The sequence below is a fragment of the Shewanella sp. SR44-4 genome (genome assembly GCF_014163715.1).
Classification (GTDB): Bacteria; Pseudomonadota; Gammaproteobacteria; order Enterobacterales; family Shewanellaceae; genus Shewanella.
Genome location: NZ_JACJDU010000031.1, coordinates 23,010 through 42,388, shown reverse-complemented (window position 1 = coordinate 42,388; position 19,379 = coordinate 23,010). Strand labels below are relative to the sequence as shown.

12 protein-coding genes are annotated in these 19,379 nt (G+C 42.3%); 10 read left to right on the top strand and 2 right to left on the bottom strand.

What is annotated here, in order from left to right; all coding sequences use genetic code 11:
• Positions 1–27: 27 nt before the first annotated feature.
• Positions 28–2,583 (bottom strand): AAA family ATPase, encoded by a 2,556-nt coding sequence (locus H5125_RS14455; RefSeq protein WP_182744577.1) that lies wholly within the window; start codon positions 2,581–2,583, stop codon positions 28–30.
• A gap of 472 nt (positions 2,584–3,055) precedes the next feature.
• Here H5125_RS14455 and H5125_RS14450 point away from each other — a divergent pair, with 472 nt between their 5' ends.
• Both H5125_RS14450 and H5125_RS14445 read left to right on the top strand, forming a co-directional pair.
• Positions 3,056–4,141, top strand: coding sequence for a hypothetical protein (locus H5125_RS14450; protein WP_182744576.1), 1,086 nt, complete (start codon positions 3,056–3,058; stop codon positions 4,139–4,141).
• A complete protein-coding gene (locus H5125_RS14445) occupies positions 4,141–5,523 on the top strand; it encodes a hypothetical protein (RefSeq protein WP_182744575.1) in 1,383 nt (460 codons plus the stop codon). The genes H5125_RS14450 and H5125_RS14445 overlap by 1 nt, the downstream gene beginning before the upstream one ends.
• 422 nt (positions 5,524–5,945) lie before the next feature.
• On the opposite strand, the gene H5125_RS14440 is transcribed toward H5125_RS14445, so the two are convergent.
• A complete protein-coding gene (locus H5125_RS14440; protein WP_182744574.1) occupies positions 5,946–7,526 on the bottom strand; it encodes an isocitrate lyase in 1,581 nt (526 codons plus the stop codon).
• Positions 7,527–7,635: 109 nt separating this feature from the next.
• On the opposite strand from H5125_RS14440, the gene H5125_RS14435 reads away from it, so the two are divergent.
• From H5125_RS14435 to H5125_RS14400, 8 genes are all read left to right on the top strand, one after another.
• A complete protein-coding gene (locus H5125_RS14435; protein WP_182744573.1) occupies positions 7,636–8,586 on the top strand; it encodes a LysR family transcriptional regulator in 951 nt (316 codons plus the stop codon).
• Positions 8,587–8,899: 313 nt separating this feature from the next.
• Positions 8,900–11,101 (top strand): malate synthase G, encoded by a 2,202-nt coding sequence (locus tag H5125_RS14430; RefSeq protein ID WP_182744572.1) that lies wholly within the window; start codon positions 8,900–8,902, stop codon positions 11,099–11,101.
• Between the two features lie 276 nt (positions 11,102–11,377).
• Positions 11,378–12,103 carry a CBM9 family sugar-binding protein gene (locus H5125_RS14425; protein ID WP_101086024.1) on the top strand — a complete coding sequence of 242 codons (726 nt, stop codon included), beginning with the start codon at positions 11,378–11,380 and terminating at the stop codon, positions 12,101–12,103.
• A gap of 89 nt (positions 12,104–12,192) precedes the next feature.
• On the top strand, positions 12,193–12,618 hold the full coding sequence (locus tag H5125_RS14420) for an HPP family protein (RefSeq protein WP_011638578.1): 426 nt from the start codon (positions 12,193–12,195) through the stop codon (positions 12,616–12,618).
• A 646-nt stretch (positions 12,619–13,264) separates the two neighbouring features.
• Positions 13,265–14,218 carry a DmsE family decaheme c-type cytochrome gene (locus H5125_RS14415; protein ID WP_101086023.1) on the top strand — a complete coding sequence of 318 codons (954 nt, stop codon included), beginning with the start codon at positions 13,265–13,267 and terminating at the stop codon, positions 14,216–14,218.
• Between the two features lie 15 nt (positions 14,219–14,233).
• Positions 14,234–16,240, top strand: a complete 2,007-nt coding sequence (locus tag H5125_RS14410; RefSeq protein WP_101086022.1) for an MtrB/PioB family decaheme-associated outer membrane protein — start codon at positions 14,234–14,236, stop codon at positions 16,238–16,240.
• 40 nt (positions 16,241–16,280) lie between these two features.
• On the top strand, positions 16,281–18,710 hold the full coding sequence (locus H5125_RS14405; protein WP_101086021.1) for a DMSO/selenate family reductase complex A subunit: 2,430 nt from the start codon (positions 16,281–16,283) through the stop codon (positions 18,708–18,710).
• A gap of 12 nt (positions 18,711–18,722) precedes the next feature.
• Complete coding sequence (locus tag H5125_RS14400; protein ID WP_011638570.1) at positions 18,723–19,358, top strand: DMSO/selenate family reductase complex B subunit; 636 nt, start codon at positions 18,723–18,725, stop codon at positions 19,356–19,358.
• Positions 19,359–19,379 lie beyond the last annotated feature (21 nt).

The window sequence follows — 19,379 nt, the reverse complement described above, 5'->3', positions numbered from 1 at the left end:
GTTAAGCTATTTTTTATATAATGGCAATTATTTAGCTAACAAGTCCATAAATTGAATTTCAGACAAGACTTCCTTATCAAGCAAAGCCTTTGCTACAGAGTCAATATGCTGCCAATACTGCTCTACTAATTGTGATGTTTTTAAGGTTGCGTCGTTCACCCATTGCTGAATCAGTTTTTCGGTGTGTGCTTGAAAATATGTATCTCCGCCCCACTCCTGCAATGCGGTCACGTCCATATTATAGCTATCTGGATGCATACCATATTTTGCAATAGCCGACCAAGCCGACCACATGGCATTTTTTAAATCGCTACTGGCGCCAGTATCTAACCCTTCATCACCAAATTGCTTAACCTGAGCTGCTCTACCTGCTAATGCTACACAAGTGCGAGAAAACCAAAATTCCTTGGTATAATCTATATGCTGATCTGTGCTGTATGCCACCATTCCCATCGATTGTTCTCGTGGCACGACACTAATTTGCTCAATAATTCGTTCTGGCATTAAAAATTTAGAAATAACCGCATGACCCGCTTCATGATAAGCGGTTTCTGCTAGCGTTTTTTCACAAGAGTCCTGTGAGCGCTTAGCACCATATTTCAGAATATTAACTTCTTCAACTAAAGTACTTTGATCTATTTTACGATTCCCTTCGCTCAATGCACGTAATACGGATTCTCGGTGAACCTTTTCTAGATCAGCACCACTAAAACCGGCCGTTAACGAGACAATTAATTCCACGTTAATATCATCGTCATAGCCGTCGTAACGTAAAAATTTATTGATAAACCAACGACGGGCATCTTTATCTAAAAAGGGTACATGTACATGTAAGTCGAGTCTTCCTGAGCGCAATAAAGCATCATCAAGTTTTTCTAATCGGTTGGTGGCGGCAACAATAAAGACTGGTGCACTGGCTTGATTAAAACCATCAATTTCGCTAAGTAGCTGATTTATCAATGCATCAGCCTTAGGGCCGGCATCACCTCGTTTGGGCAGCGCATCAATTTCGTCAATAAATAAAATACACGGTGCATATTTACGCACCCGTTGAAATAAAAGTTTTATAAAACTACCCGATAACAATTCATTGCCAGAGCAAGTAACCATAGGTAAGCCGGCTTCACTTGCTAATGCGCGAACTAATGTGGTTTTTCCGGTACCGGGCGGACCAAAAAGCACCATACCTTTAGGCGGTGAAACGCCAGCTTGGCTGAGCTCTTCACTATGACGAAGGATATTAATCGTTTCTTTTAGTCGCGCTTTAATGGTCTCATGACCGGCAATATCAGCAAATTGGATCTCTGGCATATCCAGCACAACCCCCCCACTTTCACCAACATCATCTATGCGTAGCAATCGCTCACGACTAGGTTTAGAAAAGGTGAGTGTTAAGGTTTTGTCAGTTAAATGACAAGATGACTCAAAGAATAAAACTTCGTGACGAATTTTTAACGCTTGAATTTGTGCTTTGCAGGTCTCACTCTCCAAAAAGGTAATGATATCATTATCGAGCACTATAGATACTTGGTTAAACTCTGTTTGTGGGTTTAATCGAATAAAGTCTGTTATCGGATCAAGTGCTTTTCCAGTGATATTAGCTTTAATATCACGAATATCAAAAAATGGCGCAAAAGTTGTTAATAACACTCTAACGGTATTTTCGTTAACCGGTTGAAATTGGATCTGACTTTTTTCATTGAAGTATTTAAGGTCAATCGCGAGTTGTTTTTTTACTACCTGTGTTAGCTCTGTCACGCCAAGTGTTTTAAATAAAACAATACTACCTTGCGATAATCTAGACAGTAATTCAGCGGGAATAGCTTTTACTTCTCTACCCTGCTCAATTTTTATTTCGCTACGCAACTGTGTGATCATCGCCGCACGCGCTTGTTCAGGGTTGTTTTTAATACTACTAAGATAATCTTGCTTGTTATAAACCGCACTGCCTAAATTAGAAGTGAACACAACAATCGTTTGCCTAAAATCAATATCTTCTTGTGTGTATTCGTCAGTAATAAAACCGGCAGATAACATCCGTAATAAGACTAATAATACCTGTGTGTGAGCTTTTTCAAATTCGTCAAACACTATCACGGATTTTGGGTTATTTTTGACAAAAGTAGTGAGATCGCCAGGGGCGGAGTCATCGTAAGTTTTCTTTGCTCCTACTAAACCAAAGCTTTCGTTACTATTAGTATATTGAGTCATATCAAACATTTTATATTGATAGTCATCTTTGAGGTGGTGAGCAAAACGCTCAGCTAAGAAGGTTTTGCCACAAGCTGGAGGCCCCGCAAAAAAGAATAAGCCTTGTGGTCGGTTTTGTTGAGGTTGCCATAAACCTTTAACCATACTATCAATTAAATATTCTATGACGTGCTCTTGGCCATAAACCTCAGCCTGCAAGGTTTGCTTAAGTTGTTCAAGCGTTTTGAGTTTATCTCGATAGTCAGAAGGAGCATCTGGCAAACTAAACAACACGATATCCTTTATCCAGCTATCGCTTGCTGCTATGGGTTTAATTTTATTAAGTAGCGATGAAACCTGTGAAGAAAAAGGTATAACAGGATATTTCTTCATCTCTTTTATTACCCCTTGTCGTAAATCACTTCGGTTTTTATCTGTTAACAGCTTAACCGTTGTGTCTATCGGTAATAGGATGTTGTTAAGTTTCTGATATATTTCGTGTTTATTGTCTATTGAAAAAGGTATAAGACACTGGAAAGCAGATGAAATGTGTTCACGATTTATCTTGTCACTCTTTTCGTTGAGTGAAATGAATTTTGCAAAAAAAAGAAGTGTTATCAATTGTTTGGCTCCTGATTATGTATGTTAATCATAATTGATGCTATCACGAACTAGGGGGTTTAGCAGTACCTGCCTGCTATCCGGCGATAAACTTTGTAAATAACGGGGATAATTATATATTTTAAATTAGTAGTGTTATTTTTTTTAATAAAATGAAATACTTATTATTCATGTAGTATTTCTCAAAGGCATACACCATTTTGTTGTCATTAATGACATAACTTTATTATTAAAGGATTCACTTATGAATTTAAAACAAGCTTACTCTGATCTTCTAGCTCATATCGCAGAACAACATGATGATTGGTCTGCTACCTCAGAATCCCCCTTCACCATCTCTCGCCAAGCTGATGAAAAACAGCTCCCACTGTCAATTTCTTTATTTGGTGATGAAAGTAAAGCCCACTTATTTTTTAACTTATATAACGATAATGCACTATCTGAATTAGCTGAGAAACTTTTACGCGTTCAAAATAAAAATAAAATTCAAACGAATGATGAAGAGTCAGGCTTGGTTATTATTATTGATTCTGATGGTTTTGCCGTGGTTTACGATGCAACCAAGACCAATATTGAAGATTTTACACCACAATTTGAAAACATTACTGAAACAGCTGATGCTCTATTAATGAAGATTGTGGGTGAAGCGTACCAAGCTGTTGAAAATTATGATGTTCCTTCAATAGAAAACACTCAAACAGAACAAGTTGAAAAGCCGTCGATAGAGCATGTACTTAAACAATATTTTGCTGATAAGGATTATAAATACCATGCCCAAGAAGATAAACAACGGTTTGTCTTAAGTTTTAGCACAGAACATTACTTAGACAGTGATGGTGATTCTAGCTTAATCGTTGTGCTGGATTATTCAGAGAAGGGGATATTGCGCTTTATGACCCCCTTTTTGTACAAATTTGATTTAGATAAAACCCAATACAGTTTAATTGCCTCAGCAGTTGCATGGTTTCAATTTGAATACAAATTTTTATCGATGTCACTCGATCCTGATGACGGAGAGCTGAGAATTTCTATTGATATTCCTGTACAAGATGGTGTTTTACACAAAAGCCAAGTCCAGAGAATTATGTCTTTCATTTTACAATTTACCGAAGACAGCTATAAAAAATTATTTTCTTTGATGTTAAGTGATCCCAATGAAAGCGAGAAAAAACTCAAAGAGATAATTGCTAACCACAAACAAAAAAGAGAAGCAACCCGTTGGGTCGATTCACTTAAAGATAAGATGCAAGGGATAACTGAAGAACAAAAACAAGCTATTGAGGCTATTCTAGATCAAAGTGAAAGTTCGACAGGCAAAGGTGGAATATAATGACGAGCATTCGCAAAAAAGATACCTTTCATATGTTCAAGCGGGCGCTGTTTAATCCTGTTGGTGAATTGATATATCTAACACTATTTTTTGGTGCTGTTACCTTTACTTTTTTCTGGTTGACGATAAAGTGGCAACTGTTACCCACATCGCTCCTACAGCCTTATTTAACCCAAGAGAGTACCGGTCTGTTTGACGCACTTGGTGGATGGGCGTTAGGTTTTGCCGGTGCATTGGTTGCTATTCGTATCGCCGGTGTCGCAAAAAAAATTCAAGAGAATGATTCTATACGAGAGCACGTTAACCTTTGGAAAAAAGATGTCGACCGTATTTCAGAGTTAAACTCAAAATTAACTCGCTCTATTACTAATACTAAAAGAGCTTGTGCCGCGGTATTGCTACATACCAAGGAAGTGAGCAGAGTAAATAATACGCTGACGCTAAATAATGCTTTTACGTCAATAATAAAGCAAACAAAAAAAACTGAAGACATAGCAGAGCAACTTCAAAAGACGCTTGAAGAAAAGCTTGAAATACTGATAGAAACGATTGAAGAGGCTTTTGCAGATTCTGTTTATCGCTCTGTATTAGGGCCGCCTGATAACGCTGAAGCTTTAGATAAAGCTTTTGCCTCACGATATTTTCAAGACCAAGCAACACAAAAAGATTTGTTCAATATAGTCAGTAACGACGAAGTGTTTTTTAATATATTAGCGATTATTAGTAGTCTAGGTGCAAAAAACTTTGGTATAGGCTTGATGGAATTACGTGCTATGCCATTGTTTGAGCACTTCTATAAAGATCTTATGCGTATCACTTCTTTTCAGAAAAAGGATAGTAAACAGGATAACAACCATCTTGAAATAGCTGATGCTGCTTGGATATTACTTGGTTTACTGCTTTCTAGAAGTAAACCAGACAATTCATATATTAGTCAAAATGAGGGTTTTGTAATCCTGGCTTTAATTCTTGGTTCTCTTCCTACAGAAGGTGTCATAAAAAAGTATCTAGATAAGAAAAAGCCCGAAGTATTTGACGATTACTCTGCCGAAGGTCGAGCCTTTATGGAAAGGGAGATTGGCGAATTGGCAAAACGTTTATTCTACGTAAAAGGGAAAGAGTTAACAGACATCACTGACTTGATAAACAAATGTAATAACAATTTAAGCTATTTAGATGTAATGACAAAAAGTACAGGAGTGAGCTCAGAACAGAATAAAGCTAAATTGATAGATAAAAATAGCGATCTAAAAGGTACAGCATCAACTTCTAACAGCACCGAGCAGTCAAAAAACAAAATCATCCCAACAAATACGAATAGTTCATCGCCAGACACTAAGAGTACTAACTCAAAAAATAGCAACTCTTCAGAAAAACAATAATTAACCTGATGTAATGGTCTCCTCCCACTACGGCAACGATGTGCCTTGATTGAAGTGGTTACAAACAATCAAAATGGGAGAAGACCAAATGAAGATTACAACAATAGGGTTAGATAGAGCAAAATGATTCTTTCATGTGGTTTGTTGCAATGAACAAGGTCGGTTAATTAATAAAAATGTTAACACGAGCTCAAGTATTAACGTTTTCGTCACCGCAAACCCTAAGTGTGACACATAAAAAGGCCTGCTTATTTTAAGCAGGCCTTTTGGGTTTAGTTTTCGCTGTTAGTCATGTTCACTTCAAAAACATCGCTTAAGCTAGTCACTATTTGGGTAAGTCACTTTCTACACAAGCCGTTTACAAAATCAGTCTATAAATCTGTTTATAAAAGCAGTTATAAAATCAGACTGTAAAAGCGGTCTTAGAACTGGTTCATTGTGTTGTCTTTACCAGACGCTTTAAGCGCTTGGTCACCAGAGAAGTACTCTTTATGTGCATCACCCATATCTGAACCAGCCATGTTTTGATGTTTAACACAGGCGATACCTTGACGGATTTCCTTACGTTGAACATTGGCAACATAACCCAACATACCTTGGTCACCGAAGTATTCTTTAGCCAAGTTATCGGTAGATAATGCTGCAGTATGGTAAGTCGGTAGTGTAATAAGGTGATGGAAAATACCTGCTTCACGGGCCGAGTCAGATTGGAAAGTACGAATTTTTTCATCAGCTTGGATAGCAAGCTCAGTGCCATCGTAATCAACACTCATTAATTGAGGGCGGTCGTAAGCTGAAACGTCTTGTCCTGCTTTTTGCATCGCATCAAATACTTGCTGACGGAAGTTAAGCGTCCAGTTAAACGATGGCGAGTTGTTATACACAAGCTTGGCATTAGGAACAACTTTACGGATTTCGTTAACCATGGCACCGATTTGAGATACATGAGGCTTTTCAGTTTCAATCCACAATAAATCAGCGCCATTTTGCAATGAAGTAATACAATCAAGTACACAACGTTCTTCACCCGTACCAGCACGGAACTTAAATAAGCCATTTGGTAGACGAGCCGGTTTGACCAGTTTGCCACCTTGCTGGAATACCACATCACCATTTTCAAGTTTTGCAGCATCAACGGCTTCAACTTCAAGGAAGCTATTGTATAAATCGCCTAAGTCGCCAGCTTCTTTAGTGACAGCAATTTTTTGAGTTAAGCCTGCACCTAATGAATCGGTACGCGCAACAATTACGCCGTCATCGATACCGAGTTCTAAAAATGCATAACGAACCGCATTAATTTTTGCTAAAAATTCAACATGTGGCACGGTGACTTTACCGTCTTGGTGGCCACACTGTTTTACGTCTGACACTTGGTTTTCTAATTGAATACAACAAGCACCGGCTTCAATCATCTGTTTTGCCATCAAGTAAGTGGCTTCTTCGTTACCAAAACCGGCATCAATGTCGGCAATAATAGGTACAACGTGGGTTTCGAAGTTTTCAATTTTGTGTTGAATCGCGGCTTTATCTGACTCTTTGGCACTATCTAATTCGCGGAAAAGACCACCTAGTTCACGAGCATCAGCTTGACGTAGGAAGGTGTATAACTCTTTAATCAACGCAGCAACAGAGGTTTTTTCATGCATAGATTGGTCAGGTAATGGACCAAACTCACTACGCAGTGCAGCTACCATCCAACCTGAAAGATATAAGTAACGACGCTTGGTGGTTAAAAGGTGTTTTTTAATCGAAATCATTTTTTGTTGGGCGATAAAACCATGCCAGCAACCTAAAGACTGAGTGTACTGCGATGAGTCCTTGTCGTAGTTGTCCATGTCTTCACGCATGATCTTGGCAGTGTACTTTGCGATGTCTAACCCAGTCTTAAAACGATTTTGTAGACGCATACGAGCGACAGACTCTGGGTTGATGGCATTCCATGCACTACCTTCCGAATTAATCAAGGTGGCAGCTTCATCGATATTATTTTTGTAGTGAGTCATGTGTTTATTCCTTAACAAATAGATTAGCGGCAATTGATTACGTTGAAAATAATAGCTAGACTTGGTTAAATAAACCTAATTTATACTTACTATCTTCGGTATTCACCATATGAATGTATCTCGTATCGACTTGAACCTCCTTGTTTATTTAGATGTTTTACTACGTGAAAGAAATGTTACTAAAGCGGCAGACCAGCTTGGGATCAGCCAGCCTGCAATGAGTAACGGCCTAAAACGCTTACGAAACTTGTTTGATGATCCCTTACTTATTCGCACGAGCCAGGGCATGACGCCGACCGAACGTGCAAATGAATTACAACCCATTATCAGTGAGCTGATTATTGGGCTGGAAAAAGCCGTACAACCGCGCGCCAATTTTGATCCACTGGAAAGTGATAAAGTCTTCCGTGTTATGGCAAGTGATTATGCTGAAGCGACATTAATTCCGCCGCTCATTGCTAAGCTTCGTACTCAAGCACCCAACATTATTTTAGATATCATGACCCCAAGTGATGTCAGTTTCCCTGATGTAGAACAAGGAAGAGTCGATATGGTGATCAACCGTTTTGACAGTATTCCGCAATCATTTCATCAAAAAATATTGTGGAGTGATGATTTTAGCTGCCTGATTAGTAAGGGTAATCCTGTTTTAAAGAAGTTTTCTTTAGACAGTTATTTAAAAGCTAAGCATGTGTGGGTGAGTAAAACAGGGATGGGTGTTGGGGTAGGGATGAACCCAGATGATGTTCAGCGTTTGGGCTGGGTAGATGAAGCATTAACGCGAATTGGTGTGAAACGCCAGATCACCGTTTTTACACGCCATTATCAAACCGCCTGTTTGTTGGCTGAGCAACAAGATTTGATCGCAACCATACCAAGTAAGATGGCACGTCATCACATCAATAATGAACGGGTGAGCATTGTTCCGCCGCCTTTTATTATTCAACCCATCGCCTTGACTATGGCTTGGAGCCCTTTGCTTCAACATAATCCCGCGCATCAATGGATGCGACAACTTATCACTAAAACCGCAGAAGATATAAATAGAGGTGATGTTTAATCTTACTGTTATTGTGATTTTTAGTTACGTATATGTTGTAAATTAACCAAAAAACACCATTTTGCCATATCTTTGGTGAATAGTGGTGATAGTAAGTATAAATTGGATAAATAAGATAGCTTTGATATAGAGTAAAGTATTACTGCGTATGAACAGTAAGCTGTTAACAGTGGAATGAGTTTGCGCGAGTTATTTATGGCTAATGAGTTATGACTAGTGATTTATGGCTAATGATTTAGGGCCAATGATTTAAGGCATATGATTTAGTACTGAGTTTACAGTCAACGCACAGAAATTAAGGTAGGGATATAAAATGACAGCACGTATTCAAGTAGGTGGATTACACATAGCGCAAGCATTGTGGCAATTGGTCGACAGTGACATTTGCCCAGGTACTGGCATTGATTCAGCAACCTTTTGGGCAAAATTTGAGGACATTATTAGCGAATTTTCTCCCGTTAATGTGAAGCTGTTAGAAAAAAGACAACAACTACAACAGCAAATTGATCAATGGCATATTGACCATCCCACCAAAGATTTTGACCCTGCAAAATATAAAGCTTTTCTATTTGAAATAGGTTACCTGGTGCCTGAGGGTGAGGCTTTTCAAATTAGCACTGAAAATGTCGACCATGAAATTGCTGCGCAAGCGGGACCACAACTTGTGGTGCCGGTTAAAAATGCTCGCTTTGCGCTTAACGCTGCCAATGCTCGTTGGGGCAGCCTGTATGATGCGCTATATGGTACTGACGCGATATCTGAAGAGGGTGGCGCGGAGCTCACCAAACAATACAACCCGGTACGAGGCAACAAAGTTATCGCTTTTGCCAAACAACACTTAGATACAGCTTCGCCCTTAGCGCAAGGCAGCCATGCCGATGTGACCCGTTATTATCTCGACGCGGGTGTGTTACGGGTGCAATTAACTGACGGCTCTACCACAACCTTAGCCCAAACCGATAAATGTGTGGGTTACCAGGGTAGTGCTGATGCACCAAGTGCTATTTTGTTAGTTAACAATGGTCTGCATATCGAAATTCAAATAGATCCAAGCAGTGTTATTGGTGGCAGCGATCGCGCTGGCGTTAAAGACTTACTGGTTGAAGCCGCTGTTACCACCATTATGGACTGTGAGGACTCTGTCGCCGCAGTGGATGCAGAAGACAAGGTTGAAATTTATCGTAATTGGTTAGGTTTGATGCAAGGTAATTTATCTGCTTCACTGACTAAAAATGGCAAAGAGATCGTTAGAGAGCTCAATGACGATCGCGTCTATACCGCAGCTAATGTCAATCAGAGTACCAACCAGAATGCAGATGTAAAAACAATCACTTTACCCGGCAGAAGTTTGTTATTTGTGCGTAATGTGGGTCACTTGATGACCATTGATGCTGTGCTGGATAAAAATGGCAACGAAGTACCTGAAGGGATACTGGATGGCATGATAACTGTGCTTGCTGCGATGCACGACCTTAAAGGTAACAATAATGGTCGTAGTAATAGCCGCAAAGGTTCGGTGAATATTGTAAAACCTAAAATGCATGGCCCTGAAGAAGTGCAATTTACCTGTGACCTGTTTACTAAGATAGAAGATGCGCTCAAGCTGCCGCGTAATACGATTAAGGTCGGCATTATGGATGAAGAGCGCAGAACGACACTGAATTTAAAAGAGTGCATTAGGGCTGCGAAAGAGCGCGTGGTGTTTATTAATACTGGCTTTCTTGATCGCACAGGTGATGAGCTGCATACCTCAATGCTCGCGGGCCCGTTTGTGCCTAAATCGGTGATGAAACAGCAAAAATGGATTAGTGCTTACGAAGATTGGAATGTCGATATTGGGCTTGAATGTGGCTTACAAGGTCGCGCTCAAATCGGTAAAGGCATGTGGCCAATGCCTGATGAAATGGCAGCAATGCTTGAACAAAAATCGGCTCATCCTAAAGCGGGCGCAAATACAGCATGGGTGCCGTCGCCAAATGGTGCCGTGCTGCATTCGACTCATTATCACCAAATTAATGTGGCAGACGTTCAGCAAAAAATTAAACAACGCCCACGTGCTAGCATTGACAGTTTGTTGACCATTCCTTTACTTGCTGAAGGGGTAACACTCACCAATGAGCAAATTACTTTTGAACTAGAAAATAATGCCCAGGGTATTTTAGGGTATGTTGTGCGCTGGATTGATCAAGGTGTGGGTTGTTCAAAAGTGCCTGATATTAATAATGTCGGCTTGATGGAAGACAGAGCAACCTTACGAATTTCATCGCAATATTTAGCTAATTGGCTTGAACATGACCTATGCAGTGAAGCGCAATTGATGGCGGCGTTGAAAAAAATGGCCGCTGTGGTGGATACTCAAAATGCCGGTGATCCGTTGTACACTAATATGGCGCCTAACTTTGACGGCATTGCCTTTAAAGCGGCATGCGATCTGATTTTTAAAGGCAAATCTCAGCCATCTGGTTACACAGAGCCTTTGCTACATGCTTATCGAATTCAAGCTAAAGCAGGTTAATTTTTAGCGTTAATACCGGCTCTGAGTTTATGTAGTCACTCAATAAATCAGCCCTGATCTTGCAAAGATTAGGGCTTTTTTTTGTGGCCATTTTATAAGTGGTGTCAGAGTGGTGTCAGAGTAAACTTTTAAAGTACCCGCTAGCCTGCGGGGTTTTGACCAGATTGTTGGGCCGATTTATTTCAGATGCAGAGCGTTTAATCGCTGGTCACATTTATGATTGTTTTCGCTGTCAGATTAAGCGAGTCTATATAAAACCGACTAGAAATGAGCTTTATGAAATATTCGTTACTCGCTTTGGGATTACTGTTTAGTAGCCAGACACTGTTTGCTATGGATGTTGAATATACTGCAACGCCTATCAAGATTGATGGGATTGCCGACGCAGCATGGCAGCAAGCTAAATGGCAGACTATGCCGTATTTAATGGATGGGGTGTTGCCAGATTCTGCGAGTGATTTTAGCGGTAAATATAAGCTGCTGTGGGATGAGCACTATTTGTATCTGCATGCTGAAATTACCGACGATGTGTTGCTTGATACCCATGTCGACCCAACGGTGAATTATTGGGATGATGACACCTTAGAGGTGTTTATTGATAGCGATGCCTCAGGCGGCGATCATCAGTTTAATCACAGTGCATTTGCGTACCATATTGGCCTAGACAATCAGGCGGCTGATTATGGCCCAGATAAACAAGCTCACTTGTATACGTCGCATTTAAAAAGTCGTTGGCAGCGCAGTAGCGAGGCGCCTTACAACGTGATTTGGGAGGTGGCGATTAAGCTGTATCCTAATGATTTTAAGGAAGGTCAGCAAGATAAGCCATTACTGCTCGCACCCAATAAAGTGATCGGTTTTATGCTTGCCTATTGCGATAATGATGGCAGCCCAGTAAGGGAGCATTTTATGGGTTCTCATGAGATCACCCCGGTTAACGGTGACAAAAACAGAGGCTTTATCGACGCCAGTGTGTTTGGGCGTATGACCCTTAAACGTTAGTTTACCTCTACGGCGATTAACATGATTGCTGGCTATTTATTTTTGATTTGGCTAGTCTTTAAGCATAAATCGGTAAAAGGAGTAATACCATGGAAGTGCGCGATATCATGACCCCGAATCCTTTTTGCATTAGCAATGAAGCTAGCCTTAAAGATGCTCATCAATTGATGCAAACTCGCAATGTGCGCCATTTGCCGGTGATTTCGGAAACAACAGGGCAATTCATTGGGATGCTAACCCATAAAAAGATGATCGCTGTTGTATTAACCATGCTCAATAAATATGGCCAAGGGGCGTTAGATAGAAAGGAGCGCTTTACGCCCATTGCCGAGGTTATGGATACCCAAGTGCAGAAGCTAGGTTTGGACGAGCCGCTGACGGTTGTAGTGCAATATTTTATCGACAATAAACTGGGTTGTTTACCTGTGGTTGATGAACACAATAAGGTACTAGGAATTGTGACATCGTCAGATTTTGTCAAACTGTGCCAGCGCCTACTGCTAACGCAAAAGTAACCATTTTCTTAGTCTTTATGGTATTCAGATGAAGTGGGCATTAATAACTCCAGCCAGAATATTTTCCCTCTGACGGCCTAGCAAATATAAATCAATGTAAAACAAAAAAGCGACCTGAAGGTCGCTTTTTTGTTTTTGTCTTTTATTAGGCATTCGTTAGTTGTGAAACCATTTATTTATAATGATTGTAAGTTTGTTTGCCAATTAAGTTATGAATTAATATGAAAAGATATTTAAAGTTATTAACGAGGTTGTGAATAGTTATTAATGGCTGTGGGGTTAATAAAAATAGTTATGAATAAAGGCGATGTAAGTTCATAAGTTATATTATGTTTAAATCATTCTTATTTATATATTTAACAAATTTAAAAACATGTTTTTTAGTAGGTCTTTGTGAGCTAATTCCTTTTAAATCATTAGATTGCGATTTTGTTTTTGCGATTTTCAATATTGAAAAACACATGCAATTGATGGCGCTAAATAAAGATCTTGATCCCGAATGAATCATTTTTAAATTAAAAGTCACAGATCTAATAATACCTCCAAAGTAATAGTTCGTATTTTTGTTAATTCAAATTACACTTTAAATGCAAACTAATTAACACAAACATTAACAAATCATAAAATAATTAACTGTAAGGCCAAGATGATGAACAAATGTATTATCACTACGTTACTTTGTGGGATATTCGCTTTCGCGTGCTTATCTCTCTCAGTTCAGGCGGCCCCCTGGAATCAACTCACTGGTGAACAACTAGAACAGCAACTGACGGAGAAATTTGCTCAAGGTAATTACTCTAACAAAGGTGCCGACTCTTGCCTGATGTGTCATAAGAAAAATGACAAGGTCATGGCGATATTCGATAGCGTGCACGGTAGCCCGAGCCAACAGGGTTCGCCTATGGCGGGTCTGCAATGCGAAGCCTGTCATGGCCCGTTAGGTGCGCATAACAAAGGCGGTAAGGAGCCGATGATCGCCTTTGGCAAAGAGAGCAAGCTTTCCGCTCAAAGTCAGAACAGTGTCTGCCTAGGTTGCCATAACGATCCTAAGCAGATGGCATGGCATAGCAGCAGCCACAATTTAGACGAGGTGGCCTGCAGCGATTGTCATAATATCCACACCGACAAAGATCCGGTTATGGACAAGCTTACGGTTAATGACACCTGTACCTCTTGCCACACGCAGCAAAAATCTGACATGAATAAGCGCTCATCTCACCCGATGAAGTGGGATCAAATGACCTGTATCGATTGTCATAACCCACACGGTTCTATGAGTGAAAGTGCGCTGAATCACGCCACGGTGAATGATACTTGTTATAGCTGTCATGGCGAAAAACGTGGTCCTGTTTTATGGGAGCATGCGCCAGTGACAGAAAATTGTGCCAACTGTCATAACCCCCATGGCAGCGTTAACGAAGCCATGCTCACTCAAAGAGCACCACAACTGTGTCAGCAATGTCATATGGATGATGGTCATGCAAGCCGTGTTGTACAACAAAGCGGAAGTGATGCGTTTGGCGGCGGTAAGAGTTGCCTCAATTGCCATAGCCAGATCCATGGCTCCAATCACCCAGCCGGCAGCAAGCTGCAGCGCTAATTAGGAGTAACTCAAATGAGATTCAAATTTAACCTCATCACGTTATCACTTCTCGCTATATCTGGCGCGATAACGGGCTCTGCAATGGCGGCTGACTTTGGCGTGAACAAGGCCAATACCAGTACCGTTAACCAACAAGTATTTCAGTGTAAGCGTTGCCCTCAAGTTGCTGGTTATATCGGCACCATCGGGGTCAATGCCGCGTATATTGACAGTGATGACATTCACTCCGGTAATGCGTTCGGTACCGACAATGACGGGGCTAATGGCAGTGTGGATGCCGATTTACATTATCGAAATACTGCAGGCTATAAAGCCAAGTTTCAGGCACATCAATTAGGTTTGGATAACGGCTTTGCTCATCTTGAAGCGGGAAAGTCAGGCCACTATAAACTGGTTGCCGATTATCAACAGCTAACCCGTTATCAGTCTGGCGATGCACGCAGTCAGTTATGGTACAAAGACGGCGTACTGACACCGAGTGAACATACTCAAATTCAGGATCTCTCGTTGCAGAGGAACAAAGCTGGCTTGGGTTTGAGCTATGGCCAAGACTTTTATCAGGCTTATGTGCGTTATGAGCACGAGAATAAAACCGGTTACCAGGGCAGCAGTATTGTCACTCCGCGTCCAGTTAATTTTGGCCTGCCAGTCGATGCCAACACAGATAACCTCACCGCGGGTTTGTCATTGTCTGGCGATAGTTGGACTACCAACCTGAACTATTTCGTGAGCCAGTATAAAAACGATGTTGACGCGTTAAGTCTTCCTTATCTGTATGACGTTTTTGCACCTGCTCCTGACAATCAGGCCCATCAAATTAGCTTGTCTGGCCAATATCAATTAAACCGCACCGTTATGAGTGGTCGCTTGGCATCGGGCAAGATGACCCAAGATGATAATTTGATTCAAATGTCGGGTAATCCACTGCAAAACTGGGACGGAGAAGTCGATACCTTAGACGGCAAGCTGTCTGTCACTTCGCTGCTAAGCAACACGCTCAGACTCGGCGGCAGTGTCGATTACAGCAAGCGTGACAATAAGGGATCGGTATGGGAATTCGCTCAATATGAAGTTAACGGGATCTCGGGGGCATTTAAACAGAATATCCCTTTAGACACCGAACGCCGCGGCCTCAAGCTTAATGCCAGTTACCGCCTAAGCAGTGACTATCGCTTACAGGCTGGCTATGACCGCAAAGAGATGGAGCGCAGTTATGGTGACCGTGAACAGACCAATGATGACGCCCTATGGGCCAAGCTCAATGTCCGTGCATTGGATGACATCAAGCTTAAGTTTAAGGCCAGCCTCGATAACCGTGGAGGCAGCGAATATCAAACTAGCGAACTGACGTCATCAGAAACGAATCCTTTGCTTCGCAAATATTACCTGGCTGATAGAAAGCGCACTGCCTTCAAAGCCATGTTTAATCACACCCCAACGTCGTGGCTCAGTGTGGATATGACCGCCCGCTATGCCAAAGATGATTATAACGAGACTCAACTGGGTCTGACCGAATCTGAAGACTACGGTTATGACATCAATCTTGGGCTGCAGCTGAATGCACACCTATCTGGCTATGCCTTTGCTGGTCAGCAGTGGATCGACGCTGCACAAGCTGGCAGTCAGGGGTTCTCAAGCCCTGATTGGTTCGCCGATATCGAAGATGAGTTTATTAATCTGGGGGCTGGTTTCAACTATAGCGGGCTGCTTGAAGACAGGCTCAGCCTAGGCGGCGACTACTTATTTGCTAACTCTGCCAGCAACACGCTGGTCACCTATGACGTTACCACGCCACAGGGGGATTACACCTCTTTCAACCATAGTCTCAAACTACATGCGAACTACGCATTAAGCGAAGAGATGGCGTTAAAGCTGGCTTACCAGTATGAGCGCTATTACGACACCGATTATGCGCAAATTGATGTCAATACAGTTCCAGGACTGACCACCTTAGGTAGCCTGAACCATAACTATAACGCGCACCAAGTGATGTTGTCGTTTAGCTACCAGCTGCGCTAATGCAAACAGTGCTAATCATAACTGCAATGAGGAAAAGATAATGGAACGCAGAAGTTTCTTAAAAATGAGTGCCGCACTAAGTTGCGTAGCAACGGTTTCAGGCTGTAACTCAAGCTCTAAAGATGTTGAAGTAGTGCCGCCTACGCCACCTGTTGCCGGTGAAAACCTCAACTGGTCGGCTTGTTTGGTTAACTGTGGATCTAACTGTCCGGTACAGGTTTTTTCTACCGATGGGGTGATTACCCGGGTAGAGTCTCAATTTACCACCACAGATAAGTACGGCGATCATGATGTGCGCGCTTGCCCACGAGGACGCTCTTTGCGTAAACGTGTTTATGCACCTGATCGTCTGAAATACCCGATGAAGCGTGTTGGTCCTCGTGGTAGCGGACAATTTGAGCGGATTAGCTGGGATGAAGCCCTTGATCTTGTCGCCGAAAAACTGCAAGGCACTATAGACCAGTACGGTAATGAATCGATTCACTTCACCTATAACTCGGGTGCACGTTATCACTTCTCCGGTAAACAGTGCCTGTATCGCTTAATGAACCTTAAGGGCGGTTATCTTAACGCTTATGGCGATTATAGCTGGTCACAAATTTATGAAGCCGCTGGACAAACATATGGCTCTGCAGGCCCTGGCTGGCAAGGAAGTAGTGTGTCTGAAATGCAAAACTCAGACTTAGTGCTGATGGTTGGTTACAACCCATCCGAAATCCGCATGAGTGGTTCGGGCGAAGCCTATGACTTCTTGGTGCAGAAGCAAAAGCATAACTTTAAGACTATTTTGATTGATCCACGTTACACCGACTCTGCGGTAGGTAAAGAAGATCAGTGGTTGGCAATTCGTCCGGGTACCGATGCGGCGCTGTTTGAAGCCTTAGCCTATGAGTGGATTACTACTAACACCGTTAATCAGGCCTTTCTGGATAAATACTGTGTCGGTTATGACGAGAAAACCATGCCTGAAGGCGTTGGATATGAAGAGAGCTACAAAGCATATATTCTCGATAACGTGAAAGTTGGCGACTTAACTCCGGGTGTTAATGCTAAAACGCCAGAGTGGGCTGCTGCTATTACCGGTATCGAAGCTCATCTCATTGTCGAATTGGCCCGCGAACTGGCTGCAGCTCGCGCACCTTTCATTCAAATTGCCGCCTCGCTAAACCGTCAGGCTGCTGGTGAAAACAACACCCGTGCGGGTTACATGCTACCCATCCTGTTAGGTCAATTGGGTCTGCCGGGCACTAACTGTGGTGGTTTGTGTAAGGGCTCTTCTTTACACGCGCCATCAATGCCTACTGGCTCAAACCCAGTGAAGAAAGCGATATCATTCTTTACCTTTACTCAGGCCATCGAAGATGGCAAAAACATGACCGTTCTGTCCGATGGAGTACAAGGTGTCGACCTTGATGAAGCGGGTGACGGTAAGTTGGATACTGATATTAAGGCGATTATCAACTACGGTGGTAATGCCCTAATTAACCAACACTCTGAAGTGCGTAAAACAGAGAAGCTACTCCAGGATGAAACTAAATGTGAATTTATCCTAGTGGTCGACAACTGGATGACACCCAGTGCTAAGTTTGCCGATGTTTTATTGCCAGACGTGTCATGGCTTGAATCAGAAGACTTAGTTAACCAAAGTTACGCCGCAGGTGATACCGCCTCCTTGGTACAGATGAGCAGCAGTGTCGACCCTATGTTCGAGAGCCGTCCTATCTATGAGGTCTGTGTCGACTTAGCAAGACGCATGGGAGTTGAAGCCGAGTTTACCGAAGGTAAGAGTCGCAAAGATTGGCTGGATCAATTCTATGCCGAATCTAAAGAGGCTACCCCAGAATTACCAGCAAAAGAGGTGATGCTCACACAGGGTATCTATCGCAAATATTTGCCGAACGGGGGTTATATCGTACTGGAAGATTTCCGTACCGATCCCGATGCCAATCCACTCGGCACACCCTCTGGAAAGATTGAGATCTACTCATCACGCTTAGCGGAAAAAGCGCGTACCTGGAAGCTCAAAGAGGGTGACGTAATATCTGCGCTACCTAAATACGTGCCGACCTGGGAAGGTTATGAAGATACTGAAACCAAGAAGAAGTATCCATTACAACTTACTGGTTATCACACTAAGGGCCGTGCCCACTCTAGTTTTCACAACGTCCCTTGGCTGCGTGAAGCGGTGCAGGATGCTGTGTGGATGAACCCAATCGATGCGAATCAGCGCGGACTTAGCACTGGTGATAAGGTCCACATTTTCAATGATCGCGGCACCATCGAAGTCGAAGTTAAGATAACACCTCGTATTATGGTCGGCGTAACAGCACTGGGGCAGGGCGCTTGGTTCCTACCTGGTGGCAATGTGGATAAAGGCGGTTGTTTGAACGTGCTTACCACACAACGCACTACACCGATAACGAAAGGTAATCCTCAGCACACTAACCTGGTTGAAATCCGTAAGGTCTGATAGGAGTTAACAATGAGTAATAATATCCAATACGGCTTTCATGTCGACGCAAGTAAATGTACTGGCTGTAAAACCTGTCAGATATCGTGTAAGGATCGTAAAGACCTCCCCGTTGGCATCAACTGGCGCCGGGTTTATGAATACGGTGGGGGACAATGGACAGAACATGGTGATGGCACTGTAAGCCAAAACGTATTTGCCTATTACATGTCTATCGCTTGTAACCACTGCTCGGAGCCTGTTTGTGTTAAGGCTTGTCCAACTGGCGCAATGCACAAACGCCGCGAAGATGGTTTAGTCCATGTGGCGGCAGATCTTTGTATCGGCTGTGAAAGTTGTGCAAGAGCTTGCCCATACGATGCGCCGCAGATAGATAAAGATCGTAAGGTGATGACCAAGTGTGATGGTTGTTTTGAGCGTTTGGCCGAAGGTAAACAACCTTCATGTGTGGAGTCTTGCCCTATGCGAGCTATCGATTTCGGACCGATGGAAGAGCTGATGGCTAAGTACCCGGGCGCCATCTCGCCCGCGGTTGCTCCGTTGCCACAAAGCAGTATTACTACACCTAACTTACTTATTACACCTAACCGTCATTCTCGCCCAAGTGGTGACACTGATGGAGAAGTGTTGAACTACGCAGAAGTTTAATCCCCCGATTGGTGCCACTCA